General features: G+C 56.7%; 19 protein-coding genes and 1 tRNA gene. 5 read left to right on the top strand and 15 right to left on the bottom strand.

Features of this window, described 5'->3' with window-relative positions; translation table 11 throughout:
* Nucleotides 1-31 precede the first annotated feature (31 nt).
* The 3 genes from iscR to trmJ form a co-directional block, all read right to left on the bottom strand.
* Nucleotides 32-523, bottom strand: coding sequence for a Fe-S cluster assembly transcriptional regulator IscR (gene iscR / locus JFT85_RS21155; protein WP_003194020.1), 492 nt, complete (start codon nt 521-523; stop codon nt 32-34).
* 299 nt (nt 524-822) lie between these two features.
* Entirely contained in the window at nt 823-1,608 is a 786-nt protein-coding gene (cysE, locus tag JFT85_RS21150) for a serine O-acetyltransferase (RefSeq protein WP_053257882.1), read from the bottom strand.
* Nucleotides 1,609-1,610: 2 nt separating this feature from the next.
* Nucleotides 1,611-2,381 carry a tRNA (cytosine(32)/uridine(32)-2'-O)-methyltransferase TrmJ gene (gene trmJ / locus JFT85_RS21145; RefSeq protein WP_003210307.1) on the bottom strand — a complete coding sequence of 257 codons (771 nt, stop codon included), beginning with the start codon at nt 2,379-2,381 and terminating at the stop codon, nt 1,611-1,613.
* Nucleotides 2,382-2,526: 145 nt separating this feature from the next.
* Here trmJ and suhB point away from each other — a divergent pair, with 145 nt between their 5' ends.
* A complete protein-coding gene (gene suhB, locus JFT85_RS21140; protein ID WP_003175971.1) occupies nt 2,527-3,342 on the top strand; it encodes a type III secretion system regulator SuhB in 816 nt (271 codons plus the stop codon).
* A gap of 204 nt (nt 3,343-3,546) precedes the next feature.
* Here the strand turns inward: suhB and JFT85_RS21135 are convergent, their stop codons facing one another.
* The 6 genes from JFT85_RS21135 to queA form a co-directional block, all read right to left on the bottom strand.
* Nucleotides 3,547-4,089, bottom strand: a complete 543-nt coding sequence (locus tag JFT85_RS21135; protein ID WP_053257883.1) for a glycine zipper 2TM domain-containing protein — start codon at nt 4,087-4,089, stop codon at nt 3,547-3,549.
* A 123-nt stretch (nt 4,090-4,212) separates the two neighbouring features.
* Nucleotides 4,213-5,127: a protein translocase subunit SecF gene (gene secF / locus JFT85_RS21130; RefSeq protein ID WP_053257884.1), complete on the bottom strand. Its 915-nt coding sequence runs from the start codon at nt 5,125-5,127 to the stop codon at nt 4,213-4,215.
* A 9-nt stretch (nt 5,128-5,136) separates the two neighbouring features.
* Complete coding sequence (gene secD, locus JFT85_RS21125) at nt 5,137-7,008, bottom strand: protein translocase subunit SecD (RefSeq protein WP_053257885.1); 1,872 nt, start codon at nt 7,006-7,008, stop codon at nt 5,137-5,139.
* Nucleotides 7,009-7,070: 62 nt separating this feature from the next.
* Nucleotides 7,071-7,409 carry a preprotein translocase subunit YajC gene (gene yajC / locus JFT85_RS21120; RefSeq protein WP_003175975.1) on the bottom strand — a complete coding sequence of 113 codons (339 nt, stop codon included), beginning with the start codon at nt 7,407-7,409 and terminating at the stop codon, nt 7,071-7,073.
* Between the two features lie 43 nt (nt 7,410-7,452).
* Nucleotides 7,453-8,568, bottom strand: a complete 1,116-nt coding sequence (tgt, locus tag JFT85_RS21115) for a tRNA guanosine(34) transglycosylase Tgt (RefSeq protein ID WP_003175976.1) — start codon at nt 8,566-8,568, stop codon at nt 7,453-7,455.
* Nucleotides 8,569-8,573: 5 nt separating this feature from the next.
* The gene (gene queA / locus JFT85_RS21110; protein ID WP_069551706.1) at nt 8,574-9,638 is read right to left on the bottom strand and encodes a tRNA preQ1(34) S-adenosylmethionine ribosyltransferase-isomerase QueA; all 1,065 of its coding nucleotides are present in this window, start codon (nt 9,636-9,638) and stop codon (nt 8,574-8,576) included.
* A gap of 108 nt (nt 9,639-9,746) precedes the next feature.
* Between queA and JFT85_RS21105 the strand changes: the two genes are divergently transcribed.
* Together JFT85_RS21105 and JFT85_RS21100 are read left to right on the top strand one after the other, a co-directional pair.
* Nucleotides 9,747-9,831: transfer RNA gene (locus tag JFT85_RS21105), tRNA-Leu, on the top strand.
* 94 nt (nt 9,832-9,925) lie between these two features.
* Nucleotides 9,926-10,255: a hypothetical protein gene (locus tag JFT85_RS21100; RefSeq protein WP_069551707.1), complete on the top strand. Its 330-nt coding sequence runs from the start codon at nt 9,926-9,928 to the stop codon at nt 10,253-10,255.
* Here JFT85_RS21100 and JFT85_RS21095 read toward each other — a convergent pair.
* Together JFT85_RS21095 and JFT85_RS21090 are read right to left on the bottom strand one after the other, a co-directional pair.
* Nucleotides 10,205-10,864, bottom strand: a complete 660-nt coding sequence (locus JFT85_RS21095) for a LysE/ArgO family amino acid transporter (protein WP_053257888.1) — start codon at nt 10,862-10,864, stop codon at nt 10,205-10,207. The genes JFT85_RS21100 and JFT85_RS21095 overlap by 51 nt on opposite strands.
* Before the next feature lie 24 nt (nt 10,865-10,888).
* Nucleotides 10,889-11,695 carry a 2OG-Fe(II) oxygenase family protein gene (locus tag JFT85_RS21090; RefSeq protein ID WP_053257889.1) on the bottom strand — a complete coding sequence of 269 codons (807 nt, stop codon included), beginning with the start codon at nt 11,693-11,695 and terminating at the stop codon, nt 10,889-10,891.
* 231 nt (nt 11,696-11,926) lie between these two features.
* On the opposite strand from JFT85_RS21090, the gene JFT85_RS21085 reads away from it, so the two are divergent.
* Complete coding sequence (locus JFT85_RS21085) at nt 11,927-12,619, top strand: NBR1-Ig-like domain-containing protein (protein WP_053257890.1); 693 nt, start codon at nt 11,927-11,929, stop codon at nt 12,617-12,619.
* Nucleotides 12,620-12,625: 6 nt separating this feature from the next.
* On the opposite strand, the gene JFT85_RS21080 is transcribed toward JFT85_RS21085, so the two are convergent.
* The gene (locus JFT85_RS21080) at nt 12,626-13,261 is read right to left on the bottom strand and encodes a LysE family translocator (protein WP_069551709.1); all 636 of its coding nucleotides are present in this window, start codon (nt 13,259-13,261) and stop codon (nt 12,626-12,628) included.
* Between the two features lie 133 nt (nt 13,262-13,394).
* On the opposite strand from JFT85_RS21080, the gene JFT85_RS21075 reads away from it, so the two are divergent.
* Complete coding sequence (locus JFT85_RS21075) at nt 13,395-13,766, top strand: PH domain-containing protein (RefSeq protein WP_053257892.1); 372 nt, start codon at nt 13,395-13,397, stop codon at nt 13,764-13,766.
* 137 nt (nt 13,767-13,903) lie between these two features.
* Here the strand turns inward: JFT85_RS21075 and JFT85_RS21070 are convergent, their stop codons facing one another.
* From JFT85_RS21070 to JFT85_RS21060, 3 genes are all read right to left on the bottom strand, one after another.
* Entirely contained in the window at nt 13,904-14,209 is a 306-nt protein-coding gene (locus JFT85_RS21070) for a DUF3077 domain-containing protein (RefSeq protein WP_201230372.1), read from the bottom strand.
* Between the two features lie 475 nt (nt 14,210-14,684).
* Entirely contained in the window at nt 14,685-15,365 is a 681-nt protein-coding gene (locus JFT85_RS21065) for a hypothetical protein (RefSeq protein WP_201230371.1), read from the bottom strand.
* An 8-nt stretch (nt 15,366-15,373) separates the two neighbouring features.
* The gene (locus JFT85_RS21060) at nt 15,374-16,465 is read right to left on the bottom strand and encodes a ParA family protein (protein WP_201230370.1); all 1,092 of its coding nucleotides are present in this window, start codon (nt 16,463-16,465) and stop codon (nt 15,374-15,376) included.
* Nucleotides 16,466-16,686: the final 221 nt, after the last annotated feature.

Below are 16,686 nucleotides of genomic sequence, written 5' to 3'. Positions count from 1 at the left end.
GCTGGCTGGCGTGCCGTTAGCTCTGCGGCTGTCACTCGACGGCGGACGCTTCGATCTTGTCCAGACGCGGCGCCTTGGTATTGCAACGGCGCTGGTCCTGACGCTGGGCTACTTCTTGCACCTCACGGCGAGTCACAAGATCAGCCAAGCTGATACCACTCAAAAACTCATGGATCTGCAGGCTCAAGTCACACCACAAGTGGTGGGTCAGGCAGGTGTCGCCAGCGTGGCAATCACCCAAACCCTGGCATTTGGTGGCATCGACGGATTCGTTGACCGCGTCGATCACCTGGGCTACCTGGATGCCCTGCATGTCGCGGGACAGTTGGTAGCCGCCACCTGGCCCACGTACGCTGGAAACCAAGTTGCTACGGCGCAATTTGGCGAACAGCTGTTCGAGGTAGGACAGGGAAATGCCTTGGCGCTCGGAGATATCGGCCAGGGACACCGGCCCAGTTTGCGCGTGCAAGGCCAGGTCAAGCATGGCGGTTACCGCGTATCGGCCTTTTGTAGTCAGTCTCATGGACAAGTACCAAGGTGTTTCAGAATGGGAGCAAGTATGCGATTCCCGAGTATTTAAGTCAACTATAAGACCTAGTGCTTTAGTCGGGATTACCCGTAAAAAGGGCGCGCGAATCATAGCAGGGTGGGGTGGGATGGAACAGCGCGAACGGACAACCCGCACTGCCAGAGACAACGAAGACCACATGTGCGAGCGGGCTTGCTCGCGAAGGCGCTGGGTCAGCCAGTATATTCAGCGACTGACACACCGCTTTCGCGAGCAAGCCCGCCCCCACAAGGGGCTTGGGTGATTGCGAGCGCTCAGCCAGCCTTGGTGGTGGCCGCTTCGTTCTTGATCTCGGCGAAGTCTTCCTCACGCAGCTCAGGCAGGTCCTTGGCGCAGTAGCTGCTGCCCAGCTCCTTCAGCGCGCCGCACATACCGTCCAGTTTGCCGTCGACCGCCTGCAAGTGGTCAAGCAACTGGCCAATGGCGCGCGCCACCGGGTCAGGCATGTCCTCGCTGACGCCATAGGCATCGAAACCGATCTTCTGCGCCATGGCCTTACGCTTGGCTTCCTGTTCGTCGCCGACTTCGGGCTTGACGATGATGCGCCCGGGAATACCCACCACGGTTGCGCCAGGCGGCACGGCCTTGGTGACCACGGCATTGGAGCCGACTTTGGCGCCCGCCCCTACGGTAAACGGGCCAAGCACCTTGGCGCCCGCCCCCACCACCACACCGTCACCCAGTGTCGGGTGGCGCTTGCCTTTGTTCCAGGTAGTGCCGCCCAGGGTCACCCCTTGATAAAGGGTGACGTCGTCACCGATTTCGGCAGTCTCGCCAATCACGATGCCCATGCCATGGTCGATAAAGAAGCGACGCCCGACTTTCGCCCCCGGGTGAATCTCGATTCCGGTCAGCCAGCGACCGAAGTTCGACACCAGCCGCGCCAGCCATTTCCAGCCCATACCCCACAGGGCGCCGGACAGGCGGTGAATCCAGATCGCGTGCATGCCCGGGTAGCAGGTGAGCACTTCAAAGGCGTTGCGCGCCGCCGGGTCACGGTGGAAAACACTCTGGATATCTTCTCGCAAACGCTCGAACATTTTTAATCCTTCCGCTTAAGAAGCTCGCCACGGGCCGCTTTCTGGGTTTCCGTGAGGATGCCACGCAATATATTCATTTCCGCTCGGCTGACCGAGCTGCGCCCGTACAGGCGACGCAGGCGCGCCATCAAGTGCCGTGGCTTTTCAGGATCGAGGAACTCGATGGCCACCAGGGTTTGCTCCAGGTGCTCATAAAACCGCTCCAGCTCGTCCATCGTGGCCAACTCGCCACTTTTGGTCGAGGCGACTTCATCCTTCTCTACCTTGCTCGGCTGACCTTCAGCGGCCAGCCAGGCCATGCGCACTTCATAACTCAACACCTGCACCGCTGCCCCGAGGTTCAGCGAGCTGAACTCAGGGTCGGATGGAATGTGCACGTGGTAATGACATCGCTGCAGCTCTTCATTGGTCAGGCCGGAATCTTCACGACCGAACACCAAGGCGATTTCTGCGCCGCCGGCGGCCTCTTCCACCACTTTGGTGCCACATTCACGCGGATCCAGCAGCGGCCAAGGGATACGACGGTCCCGCGCGCTGGTGCCGAGCACCAGGTTGCAGCCGACCAACGCGTCTTCCAGGGTGGCGACAACCTGGGCTTTTTCCAGAATGTCATTGGCGCCGGACGCACGGGCATCGGCCTCGTGGTGCGGGAACACGCGCGGTTCGACCAGCACCAGGCGCGTCAGCCCCATGTTTTTCATGGCTCGCGCCACCCCGCCGATATTGCCGGGATGACTGGTATTGACCAAGACGACACGAATGTTTTGCAGCAAGGGAGGCGCTCTCGGACACGGGAAAGGGGAGCAAATCTTACAGAACAGCCTAAGGTTATGCCATGAAAGGTAACGTCGTCCTTCACCTGAAGAAAGTTTCTGCTAGAATGCCCGGCTTTCTTTAACAACCTTAGGTGACACATCCATGCAGCCCATGCTGAATATCGCGCTGCGCGCCGCCCGCAGCGCCAGTGAATTGATCTTCCGCTCCATCGAGCGCCTGGATACCATCAAGGTCGACGAAAAAGACGCCAAGGATTATGTATCCGAGGTGGATCGCGCCGCCGAACAGAAAATCATCGACGCGCTGCGCAAGGCCTACCCTACCCACGGCATCCTCGGCGAAGAAACCGGCTTGCACAAAGGCAGCGGCGAAGGCGAAGACTACCTGTGGATCATCGACCCACTGGATGGCACCACCAACTTCCTGCGCGGCATCCCACACTTTGCGGTGAGCATTGCCTGCAAATACCGTGGCCGCCTGGAACACGCTGTCGTGCTCGACCCGGTTCGCCAGGAAGAATTCACCGCCAGCCGTGGCCGTGGCGCCCAGTTGAACGGTCGTCGCCTGCGTGTAAGCGGTCGTACCAGCCTGGACGGCGCCCTGCTCGGCACTGGCTTCCCGTTCCGTGACGACCAGATGGACAACCTGGAAAACTACCTGGGCATGTTCCGCGCCCTGGTTGGCCAGACTGCCGGCATCCGTCGCGCCGGCGCTGCCAGCCTGGACCTGGCTTACGTTGCCGCCGGTCGTTTTGATGCGTTCTGGGAGTCGGGCCTGTCCGAATGGGACATGGCAGCAGGCGCCCTGCTGATCCAGGAAGCTGGCGGCCTGGTGAGTGATTTCACCGGTGGTCACGACTTCCTTGAGAAAGGCCACGTCGTTGCCGGCAACACCAAATGCTTCAAGGCAGTACTGACGGCGATCCAGCCGCACCTGCCGGCTTCGCTGAAGCGCTAAGCGAGCGAGCACAAAAAAGCACCCCAAGGGGTGCTTTTTTTATGCCTGGGTGTTGGTCGATACGGCAATTCCAGCTAAACCGATACCTGATGTGGAAGCGGGCTTGCTCGCGAAAGCGGTGGGCCAGTCAATACATCTGCTGATTGACACTATGCCTTCGCGAGCAAGCCCGCTCCCACATGTTGAACCGCACCCAGCTTGGAATTACTGCTGGTTTTGACCCAGAATCAGGCGACCTTCTTTATCGACTGGAATCTGGCCACCCGGATCACGGTCCATGCGCACCGAACCTTCCTTGCCATCCAGGGTGTACCGCACGTCATAGCCGACAACCTTGTCGCTGATGTCGTTGACGGTGTTACAGCGAGTTTGCGTAGTGGTGTAGGTATCGCGGTTCTGCATACCTTCCTGAACCTTGTTACCCGCGTAACCACCACCCACCGCACCGGCTACCGTCGCCAGCTTCTTGCCATTACCGCCACCGACCTGGTTGCCCAATAGGCCACCTGCCAGCGCACCCACCACGGTACCGACGATTTGATGTTGATCCTGCACAGGCTTCTGCCGGGTCACGGCGACGTCCTTACAGACTTCGCGCGGGGTTTTAATCTGGGTTTTCACCGGCTGCACCGCCAGCACTTGCGCATACTCAGGGCCGCTTTTTACCAGGCTGTAGGTGGCAACAGCACCCCCGGCAGTCACACCGACAGCACCCAATACCGCACCAACCAGCAACGACTTGTTCACGTGAACCTCCTGACCATCACAAGCGGACCGAAACGTCCGCGCTATACCCAGCCTTGGAGCAAAAAAAAAGGCGCGAGTTCAATACTCGCGCCTTCTTTGTAACAGCGTGTCAACAAGCGCCCATCAAGGGCGGTCGTCGACCTCCTTGCCGGTAGTGGCAGGCGGGATCAAATCCTCGCTGTTGAGGTTCAGCCAGATCAGCACCACGTTGGCGATGTAGATCGACGAGTAGGTGCCCGCCAGAACGCCAATGAACAGCGCCAGCGAGAAGCCCCACAAGTTGTCACCACCGAAGATCATCAGTGCAGCAATCGCCAGCAAGGTGGAGATCGACGTCGCCATGGTCCGCAGCAGGGTCTGAGTGGTGGAAACGTTGATGTTCTCGATCAACGACGCCTTGCGCAGTACGCGGAAGTTCTCACGAACCCGGTCGAATACCACGATGGTGTCATTGAGGGAGTAACCGATGATCGCCAGCACCGCCGCCAATACCGTCAGGTCGAAGGTAATCTGGAAGTAGGCCAGGATACCCACGGTCACGATCACGTCGTGGATCAGCGACACAATGGCGCCGACGCCGAACTTCCACTGAAAGCGGAAAGCCAGGTAGATCATGATGCCGGCCAGCGCCATCAGCATGCCGAGGCCGCCCTGGTCGCGCAGCTCTTCACCGACCTGCGGGCCCACGAACTCAACGCGCTTGACCGACGCCGGGTTGTCGCCGCCGACCTTCTGCAAGGCCTCGGCGACCTGATGACCCAGTTGCGGATCTTCGCCGGGCATACGCACCAGCAGGTCGGTGGTCGCACCAAAGCTCTGCACGATGGCTTCGTGATAGCCGGCCTTGACCAGCTCGTTGCGCACCAGGGTCACGTCGGCCGGCTTCTCGTAGGTCAGCTCGATGAGCGTACCGCCGGTGAAATCCAGACCGTAGTTCAGCCCCTTATGGAACCAGCTGAACAACGCCAGAACGGTGAGGACCATGGTGAAGCCGAACGCAACGTTGCGAACGCCCATGAAGTTGATTGTACGTAACATGGCAGCCCCTTAAATCCACAACTTCTTGAAGTCACGTCCGCCAAAGATCAGGTTGACCATTGCGCGGGTCACCATGATGGCCGTGAACATCGAGGTAAAGATACCGAGGGACATGGTCACCGCAAAACCTTTGACCGGGCCGGTGCCCATGGCAAAGAGAATCCCGCCGACCAGCAACGTGGTCAGGTTGGAGTCGAGAATCGCGGTAAATGCCCGGCCGAAGCCTTCGTTGATTGCACGTTGTACGCTCATGCCCGCCGCGATCTCTTCACGAATCCGCGAGAAGATCAGTACGTTGGCGTCCACCGCCATGCCCATGGTGAGCACGATACCGGCGATGCCTGGCAGGGTCAGCGTAGCGCCCAGCAGCGACATCAGGGCCAGCAGCATCACCATGTTGCCCGCCAGGGCTACAGTGGCGATGACGCCGAAGAAGCGGTAGATGGCGATGATGAACAGCGACACAAACAGCATGCCCCACAAGGCTGCGTCGACACCCTTGGTGATGTTGTCGGCACCCAGGCTCGGGCCAATGGTGCGTTCTTCAGCGAAGTACATCGGCGCCGCCAGGCCACCGGCACGCAACAACAGCGCCAGTTCGGACGATTCGCCCTGGCCGTTCAGGCCAGTGATGCGGAATTGAGCACCCAGCGGCGACTGGATGGTCGCCAGGCTGATGATCTTCTTCTCTTCTTTGAAGGTCTGCACCGGCACGTCTTTCTCGACGCCGTTGACCATTTGCTTGGTGTAGGTGGTGACTGGGCGCTGCTCGATGAAGATCACCGCCATGCTGCGACCGACGTTGCTGCGCGTGGCGCGGCTCATCAGCTCGCCGCCATGGCCATCCAGACGGATATTCACTTCAGGCGTGCCGTGCTGCGAGTCAAAACCCGCCTTGGCGTCAGTCACCTGGTCACCGGTGATGATCAAGCCACGCTCGATCAACGCGGGAGGACGGTTACCTTCACGGAACTCGAACTCTTCGGCAGTTGCGCGAGAAGCACCCGGCTCAGCGGCCAGACGGAATTCCAGGTTGGCCGTTTTACCCAGGATACGCTTGGCTTCAGCGGTGTCCTGTACGCCCGGCAATTCAACCACGATGCGGTTGGCGCCCTGACGCTGAACGATCGGCTCGGCCACACCCAGCTCGTTGACGCGGTTACGTACCGTGGTCAAGTTCTGCTTGATGGAGTATTCGCGGATTTCCGCCAGCTTGGCCGGGGTCATCGCCAGACGCAGTACAGGTTGACCATTCAGGTCGGCCGGTACGATGTCGAAATCATTGAAGTTCTTGCGGATCAGCGCACGGGCCTGTTCGCGGGAAGCTTCGTCAGAGAAGCCCAGCTGGATGGCACCGTTGAGCTGCGGCAGGCTGCGATAACGCAGTTTCTCTTTGCGCAGCAGGCTCTTCACATCGCCTTCGTAGACTTTCAGGCGTGCGTCGAGGGCTTTGTCCATGTCGACTTCCAGCAGGAAGTGCACACCACCGGACAAGTCCAGACCCAGCTTCATCGGGTGCGCGCCAATGCTGCGCAGCCATTTTGGCGTGGTCTGGGCCAGGTTCAACGCGACAACGTAGTCGTCACCCATGGCCTTGCGCACAACGTCTTTGGCCGGCAGTTGGTCTTCTGCTTTGGTCAGGCGCAACAAGCCGCCCTTCGCATCAGCCGCCAATGTTGCCGCTTTAACCTGGATGCCCGCATCGGTGAGCGCTTTGCTCGCGCGCTCCAGGTCTGCCTGATTGACCTGCAGCGAAGTGCTGGCGCCCGTGATCTGGATCGCAGGGTCATCAGGATAAAGATTGGGAGCGGAATAAATAAAACCGATCGCCAGCACCGCCAGGATCAGTACGTATTTCCACAGAGGGTATTTGTTCAGCATCACGCCGCCCGCTTATAACGCGGGGCGCCTTGCGCGCCCCGTCGATTGGTAAAGGTTGTTACTCAGATCGCTTTGAGCGTGCCTTTAGGCAGCGTGGCGGCGATGGCGCCCTTCTGGAACTTCATTTCTACGGTGTCGGAGACTTCCAGAACCACGAAAGCATCGGAAACCTTGGTGATCTTGCCGGCGATGCCGCCAGTGGTCACAACTTCGTCGCCTTTCTGCAGGCTGCCCAGCAGGTTTTTCTGCTCTTTGGCGCGCTTGGCCTGTGGACGCCAGATCATCAGGTAGAAGATGACCAGGAAGCCGACCAGGAAAATCCACTCGAAACCACCGCCCATTGGGCCGGCAGCGGCAGGCGCAGCGGCGTCAGCCATGGCATTAGAGATAAAAAAGCTCATTTAGCACTCCAGTTGCAAATAGTGAATCTTAGGGTCGGAAAACTCAGTCCAAGGGCGGCACAGGGAGCCCGCGCTTGGCATAGAAGGCATCGACGAAGGCGGCCAATGTACCCTGTTGAATAGCCTCGCGCAAACCAGCCATCAGGACTTGGTAGTGACGCAAATTGTGGATGGTATTCAACATGCTACCCAGCATTTCCCCGCACTTGTCCAGATGGTGCAGATAAGCACGCGAGAAGTTCTGGCAGGTGTAGCAGTCACAGGTGGGATCCAGCGGCGAATCATCATGGCGATGAAACGCGTTACGGATCTTCAGCACGCCTGTATCGATGAACAGATGCCCATTGCGGGCATTACGGGTTGGCATCACGCAATCGAACATGTCCACACCGCGGCGCACACCCTCTACGAGATCTTCCGGTTTGCCAACGCCCATAAGGTAACGAGGTTTGTCAGCCGGCATCAGGCCCGGCAGGTAATCCAGCACCTTGATCATCTCGTGCTTGGGCTCGCCCACCGACAGACCGCCGATGGCCAGGCCGTCGAAGCCGATCTTGTCCAAGCCTTCCAGCGAGCGCTTGCGCAGGCTTTCGTGCATGCCGCCCTGGACGATACCGAACAGCGCCGCAGTGTTATCGCCGTGGGCATTCTTCGAACGCTGAGCCCAACGCAGCGACAGCTCCATGGAAATGCGCGCCACGTCTTCATCCGCCGGGTACGGCGTGCACTCGTCAAAAATCATCACGATGTCGGAGCCCAGGTCGCGCTGCACCTGCATCGACTCTTCCGGGCCCATGAACACCTTGGAGCCGTCGACCGGTGAGGCGAAGGTCACGCCCTCCTCCTTGATCTTGCGCATGGCGCCCAGGCTGAACACCTGGAAACCACCGGAGTCGGTGAGGATCGGGCCTTGCCACTTCATGAAGTCATGCAGGTCGCCATGCTTCTTGATCACTTCCGTGCCCGGGCGCAGCCACAGGTGGAACGTGTTGCCGAGGATGATTTCGGCGCCGGTGGCGACGATGTCACGCGGCAGCATGCCCTTGACGGTGCCATAGGTGCCCACAGGCATGAAAGCCGGGGTTTCGACGGTGCCGCGTGGAAAGGTCAGGCGACCCCGACGAGCCTTGCCGTCAGTAGCCAATAATTCAAACGACATACGACTCATAGTTGTTCCTCAGGGCCCGCTTCTTTAGGAGCAGTCGGCGCCGGGTTACGGGTGATAAACATCGCATCACCGTAGCTGAAAAAACGGTACTCGTTGGCGATGGCGGCTTGATACGCGGCCATGGTTTCCGGGTAACCGGCAAATGCCGACACCAGCATCAACAGCGTGGATTCCGGCAAATGGAAGTTGGTCACCAGGCAATCGACCACATGGAACGGCCGGCCCGGGAAAATAAAGATATCGGTGTCGCCACTGAACGGCTTGAGCACGCCATCACGCGCCGCACTCTCCAGCGAACGCACGCTGGTGGTGCCCACCGCCACAACGCGACCGCCGCGCGCCTTGCACGCCGCCACGGCATCCACGACATCCTGGCTGACTTCCAGCCACTCGCTGTGCATATGGTGATCTTCGATGTTATCCACACGCACCGGCTGAAACGTACCGGCCCCCACGTGCAGGGTCACATAAGCGCTCTCGACGCCCTTGGCGGCAATCGCATCCAGCAACGGCTGGTCAAAATGCAGCCCGGCCGTTGGCGCGGCCACCGCACCCAGACGCTGGGAGTACACCGTCTGATAGCGCTCGCGATCCGCGTCTTCGTCGGGGCGGTCTATATAAGGAGGCAACGGCATATGGCCGACGCGCTCCAGCAGCGGCAACACTTCTTCGGCGAACTTGAGTTCGAACAACGCGTCATGGCGCGCGACCATCTCGGCCTCGCCACCGCCATCGATCAGGATGCTCGACCCCGGTTTCGGCGACTTGCTGGAGCGCACATGGGCCAGCACGCGATGGCTGTCCAGCACCCGTTCGACCAGAATTTCCAGCTTGCCGCCGGACGCTTTCTGGCCAAACAGCCGTGCCGGAATCACCCGGGTATTGTTAAACACCATCAAATCGCCTGGGCGCAAATGCTCAAGCAAATCAGTGAATTGACGGTGTGCGAGGGCACCGCTCACCCCGTCCAGGGTCAGCAGTCGACTGGCGCGACGCTCGGCCAAAGGGTGGCGAGCGATCAGCGAATCAGGGAGCTCAAAAGTAAAGTCAGCAACGCGCATGATGGGGTTCGTCTAGCAGGGCCGGGAAGTCTAGCGGAAATAGTGAAAATAGACCATGAAACGTGATTGACCAACGGTAATCTCATCTCTATACTTCGCCGCCATTGAGCCCTGATGGCGGAATTGGTAGACGCGGCGGATTCAAAATCCGTTTTCGAAAGGAGTGGGAGTTCGAGTCTCCCTCGGGGCACCATCTTAAAGAAAGACCTTGAAATTCAAGGTCTTTTTTTTCGCCTGTCGAAAAGTGCGTATGCACGGGCGAACACAGACGCTAAGGAGCCGGGACCATGGAATTGACGCTGGAAGCTGTTGCGCTTTTTGCTCTCAAGCTGGTGCATGAGACCGAAGGCGCGAGCCCGATTCTGCGCGATGATTTGGTCATGGACGGGTATGAGCGGGAAGTGTTCGGCTTGTTGGTACGTCAGGGGGATTTGGCCACGATTCAACGCAAGCTTGATGAGTGCATTGCCCAGGCACTGGATACGTTAGGCGGTGCCAACACCGTACTCGGGCGTGAACTGCACAAGCTGTCCGCCGAAGTGCAACAGGCCCGCCACCTTGATGAGCTAAACGCTCCGCTGATGACCCTCAAGGACTATCTGAAAGATATCCAGTGAGTCAATGAGCAACATACCCGCCAGGTAAACCATCAGCACCGCAACGCCAGCGTCCAAGCAGCGCCAGACCACGGGCGCGCGAAACAGCCATGTCAAACGCTGACACCCCAGCGCCAACAGCACAAACCACACCAACGATGCCGTCATGGCGCCTGTCGCGAACAGTGCTTGCTGGCCAGCGGGCTTGGCCGCACCGATAGAGCCGATCAGCACCACCGTATCAAGCCAGGCGTAGGGGTTGGCGAAGCCAAGCACTATCGCCGTACGTACTAGCCCCCTTTGCGAGTTACCCCCTTGAGTGTCCGGCATGGACAGGTTGCGGATGCAGGCCAACAAGCGCTGACCACCGAACCACAGCAGATAGGCCGCGCCGGTTACGAGCAATATCGCCATCACCGCCGGCCAACTTTTCAGCACAGCCCCTAACCCCGTCACGCCGATAGCGATCAGGAGAATATCGGCCAGTACACAAATAGCGACCACCCACCAGATGGGACCACGGCCGACACCTTGGCGGATGACCAAGGTGTCTTTTGGGCCGGGGGCGGCGAACAGTCCGATGCCCAGGAGCAAGCCTTCAAGGTACAGGGCGTTGAAATGTGGAAACATGGAATGTTCGAGTCCGCGAGGCGATTAAAGAAGTTGAATAGGCTGATTGCCGAAACCGGTATGACGAGCGTTGACAGCACTGTTCAGGTCAATGGGTTTGCGGCGGAAAAAGCTTGTCGGCCGCTGTTCCGGGCTCGGATTTGCAAAGTAAATCAACGAGCTTCTGGCGACTGGCTGCTTCGGCGCCAGCACAGCATGATAGGCAGCAGGAATGGACTGGTCGGAAAGCTCAGTGAGCAACGAACCTGCCAGCACTGCAATCTCGCCCTCCAGAAGCCGGACCGGCTCTAATGAAGCGCCCTTCACCAACACCAGCCCTTCGCGGGTAGGCTTGATAAACGACAGCATGTGCCCATCTTCATGAGGGTCCTGAGCAAATTGACGCACGCCGTTTGTGGCCTGAGCACCGTAGACACAGAGTTGGATGTAAGACGCCAAACGCAAGGGCGCTAATGGGGCAACGCCAAACTCTGCACAAATCCCGTCCATTAACGCTTGGGCGAGCTCGCTGATCTGGCGCTCAAAACTACCCACAGCAGTGAAGAACGGGCTTCGGGTGAACTCCAGATCCGTTCGCTTAGGCGCATGCGCAGGCCAGTAACAGAAACGCTCACACAGGTCCGGGTGGTCTTCGATGCTCGAATACTCGGCGCCAAAAGGGAAAAAACCGTCAGTGTCTTCGGCGAAGGAAAATGATTGTTTGGTGGTTTGGGAAATTGCCGCGTACCCATCAATGATCTTTTTGTAGTCCTGCTGCATCGCATCTGAGATCTGCAGGGTCCCAAAGCCTGATCGAGCAATGGATTCACAGCACGCTTTTATCTGTTTCATAGAGATATCCAGAGATAGTTGTAAATGAATGCAACAAAAATGGGGTCGCAAGCATGCGAGACACCGCGACACTGGATATAGCCAATCAAAACGCGGACTATCCATGTCCTTCACAACGTCGCCAGCAGGATGCGAGTGTGCATGGCCCGCTACACGTTGCGGCGGGCAGGTTGTCCTTTTTAGCTAACAACGTGACGACTTTCACCAAGGACTGGGGATGAGCAATCAACTATGAGCATCAAGACGCGCGACACTCTTCGAGCGCTAGTCGTAAGACGCAGCCGGGAACTGGGTAAATCCATGACCACCCTGGCCAAGGAAGCCGGCATATCCAGAACCTACCTTTACGGGTTGGCCGGTGGCGCCTCTCAAGATCCCTCGGTGCGCACACTGATCAAGTTGGCCAAGGCACTTCAAGTTTCACCACTGCTACTGTTCCGCTACTTCGCCGATTTGGCAGGCGCTCCGGTGGGCGCTCACTCAATGGCTGCCACTAACCGCGCTATCGGCCTGCAAGACCCTGGTGACGTTGCCGTCTTCAACGCAGACGTCACCACGCCGGACCAAACCGTCGTGTTACCCGGTGAGACGTTTCAGAAGACCTGGGAAATCCAGAACCTTGGCACCCGCCCCTGGCGTGGCCGCAGGCTGGTACGGGTAGACGGCGAATACGTTATCGCCCAACGCACCGCCACGGGCGCGCCACTGGAAGTGGTGATGGACACACACCTGCGCAGCCTGAACAACGAGATCGCTATTGCAGAAACACTGCCCGGCCAACCGGTGCACATCACTGTAGAGTTCGCCGCGCCCAAGGAAACCTGCACGGTCACGTCCATCTGGCGGATCGAGGATGAACACGGTCAGCCCTGCTACGGCCCCGCCTTCATCCTGCATGTCATCGTCAACGTCATGGCACGCTGAATGGCCTCACCGCCGCCCTTCAACCGCCATGCGCACCGCCAACCCCATCAACACCGAGCCCATCACCCAGCGCTGCACCACCTGCCAACCCGGGCGGGTGACAAAGAACACCGCGATGGAGCCCGCCATGATGGCAATCACCGAGTTAACGCTCACGCTGATGGCAATCTGCGTAAAGCCCAGCACCAGGGACTGCGTCAGCACACTGCCATGGCCATTCGGGTCGATAAACTGCGGCAGCAACGACAAATACATCACCGCGACTTTAGGGTTCAGCAGGTTGGTCACAAAGCCCATCATGAACAGCTTGCGCGGGCTGTCCTGGGGTAAATCCCGCACGTGAAACGGCGAACGGCCACCCGGCTTGATCGCCTGCCAGGCCAGGTACACCAGGTACAATGCCCCGCCGAGCCGCAGCGCGTCGTAGGCAAATGGCACCGCCATCACCAGCGCGGTAATCCCTAATGCCGCGCAGAGCATGTAAACCACAAACCCCAACGCCACACCGCCCAGCGAAATCAACCCAGCCGTACGCCCCTGGCAAATCGAGCGGGAAATGAGGTAAATCATATTCGGCCCGGGGGTGAGCACCATGCCGAGTGAGATCAGGCCATAAGCAAGCCAGCTGGACAGTTCGGGCATGGTGCCGCTCCAAAATTATGAGGTTGGGCGCCATGGTAGGGCGTTGAATAGCAGGCCGTTAGATACAGATCCGCGAGCAAAACGTCATACACACTCACAGGCGTTTGCCGTACCACTCACCCAGGACAGGCACATGATCGACTTCAACAACAAAGGTTTCTTCAAACTCAAACAAAACAACGAATACGCCGAACGCGTCTCCGCCCTGCTGCTCGACGGCGAAGAAGTGATCGACGCCTACAAAGCCATGCGCGACGGCGTGGTCTTCACCACCAAACGCATCATCGCGGTGAACGTGCAGGGAATTACCGGCAGCAAGAAGGACTTCACCTCGCTGCCGTACAAAAATATCGTTGCGTACTCGGTGGAAACCTCCGGCACGTTTGACCTGGATTCGGAGTTGGAGATTTACTTTTCGTCGCTGGGGAAAGTGAAGTTTGAATTCACGGGGAAGACTTCGATTGTGGAAATCTCGCGGATCATCTCCAAGCACCTGCTGAGCTGATCAGCAGGCAAAAAAAGACCTTGGCGTCCCAAGGTCTTCTCTGCTGCAGACACTGATTCAACGAATGTACACAGATCCAAATGCGGGAGCGGGCTTGCTCGCGAAGGCGCCCGCCGCCACACCATCAAACCACCCGTTTACACCGAAACAGCCTCCCTCTCCTCCCCCCCATTCGGCAACATCCCATTGGCCAAATCATCCACCACCGCCTTCGCCATCTCCCCCAAATAATGCGCCGCCCAAGCGTAACGGTCGGCGCTCTTGTCCATGGCGGCATCTAACGCGAGCATTTTGGAACAGTGCAACAGCTCGGAGGCATGCTCCAGGGCGTCGCGGATCGGCACGCCGGCATTGACGCGGAATAGACGCTGGAGGTTGGGCTGTTTGCCGCAGGTGGAGAAGGTGATGACACCGAGGGTTTTGTTGAGGGGTGGGTTGATCATTGGGCACCTCCGGGTTGGACGGTGGTGTGGACTGCGGTATTGCGAGGGTATGACCTGTCAGAAACGCTCATGGATTTGGCTCCTAATGTCGAGAAGCTGCCACATTCGTTATCAGGCGAAAGGGTGGCAGCTGTGCGCAGGCTGATAAACCGGGACAATAGGAACCCGGCAGGCCCGAAGGCCTCCCGCGCACAGCCGCCATAACACGGATGTGCGGACGCAAAAAAAGCGCCGGCATGGTGCTGGAGACGCTTCAGCGCCTATTGTTCCACGGGTTATCAGGCCCGGTCACTGAATTTGCAGTGGCCGAACGAAGGTAGCTAAGCTTTCGACATTGGAAAAGGAAGGAAATGTGCCAGATTATTTCTTCAAAAAAGCGATGAGTTCATCCTAGTTACACGAAAAGACGTTGCAACCATGCCCATCAGAGATTTAAAAGCCTGTCTATAGACAGGCCCTGACTAGCACCCTTGCTTTAAGCTGTAACAACCGGCAAAACTCTTCCGCCAGTAAACTTTTGCGGAGTTAAATTAGTTCCTAGCAATGCGTCCGAATAGCTTGCAAGCCAAATGCCCTTCTCTCGAACAGAGGATTGGTTGCTACGGTTCAAATCTCCCACAACAATTTCAAGCGTTTTGCTTAAGCTTTTTGGACGCTGAGTCTTAGTAATCCCAAGATAATCGATAAAGTACAAACCATCATCCTCACGCAATAACTCCAACGGAGTATTTTTATCAGGACAAACCAAATCGATTACATCCGGCGAAATTACGACGCGTGGAAATCTAGCGGTAGTACTTTCGACCGTATAAGCATCGATAAGCCCCGCACTAAAAGTAAAGGTCCCATTTGTGAAGTGCTGATTAACAGCTATACCTCCTCGACACAAGAGCTCTTCATCGAGCAAATATCGCTGATATTGAGCAATGCGCGAAACGAACCCACGAAATTCACCAACCTCATAAGGACGCGATATTACAACAGAGTCTGAAAACTGGATAATCGTCAGACTCGGATCAGACTTAAATATATCCATGCACTTCTCATGACATCTAAAAAGTTTTTCCAGATACTCTCCATCACCTGTCTCGACTTCTCGAGCCACCATTGACTTAAACCCTAAAATATCGAGAAATGCCACATAGTGAATTTTCATTCCGCCACTCATACTTTTGCAGCATCATACTTTTTTATGGTATCGGAAAGTTTGTCGAACAATCCTTTGTATGTCGTCATCCTACGTTGAGCGCCACTCCAATTATTTCCAGCCCATGGCTTTTTACTTCTCGTAATCAGCGCGGTGTCAGCCTGATCTATATTAAAGACAGCTTTACCCACTTCTTGCATCAATGGAGCAAGCTGATTGAAATCAGGAATTTCCACAGCAATTGAATTCTTGGGTGATTTATTTTTTTGAGTAGGTAAATATAAAGCAGCTTTTGAATCGATATTACTAAATACCGGCCGAAGCTTTTCATCAATCTCTAGCGGGAGTCTGTCCATCCACAACTTAAATCCTGGCTTAGCTTCGCCAGCATACTTTTTAAAAGCTTGAACTACGGCACCGAGAAACGCGGGCTTTCCTGGACGGATCGGCATATCTAATTCTTTATACTGAGATATAACCTGATCATGTTCCTTAATCCAACGCTGAAGTATATGAGACAAAGTACCTATCGCTTGCACGTTAAACCGATCCGGTGCGACGGGAATAAAAAATGCATCACAAGCTAAGAAGAATGCTCTTGTGAGGGCACCTGAACTTGGCCCCACATCAATAAAAATATAGTCGTATTTCTCTTTATGCGCTAATCTAACCAAAAAATCACCAATAGCTACATACGTTCGCATGAGATTTGTACGCATACTCATACGTTGAACGTGAGCTTCAGCAAGATCATCCTCAATTGAACTCAAATCTACAGCACCACGAATCAAGAATAAATTTTCGTGAACTTTATGAGCCTTCACCTTGGAAATATCGATGAACGCAGCATCACCTTTGATGCGCTGATTTAGCGCATCAAGAATACTCGTACCCGGAAGCTCATTTAGCTTATGATCTTTCGCTATTGCAACCTTTTCATCTAGCTTATCTATAGTCCTAGCAAGTGCGATCTCTGTAAGATTACATTGAGGATCAGCATCGACCATCAGCACTTTCTTTCCGGAGTCAGCAAGATGAGTTGCAATATTAAAAGTAGTGGTAGTTTTTGATACGCCACCTTTATGGTTATACAACGTAATTATCTTCATATACTCTCCCTAGTAAATTTATTTGACGTAGTCGTTAACATCGCGAATACCGGAAAGCTACTATATTGCCATTACGATGTCCATTTGCTTTTTTCCCTCAGACTCTAAAGCGCTCAACGTGGCCAAACACTTCATCTAGCCCGAGAGAGGGCTCTGCACAAATGCAGGTATAGAAGCTTGCGCCCGTCATCCGCGAATTAGGGGCCTCCAACATTCGATTT

This window comes from Pseudomonas sp. TH04 (genome assembly GCF_016651355.1).
In the GTDB taxonomy this organism is placed as follows: Bacteria; Pseudomonadota; Gammaproteobacteria; order Pseudomonadales; family Pseudomonadaceae; genus Aquipseudomonas; species Aquipseudomonas fluorescens.
This window is presented reverse-complemented; position numbering and strand designations above follow the sequence as displayed.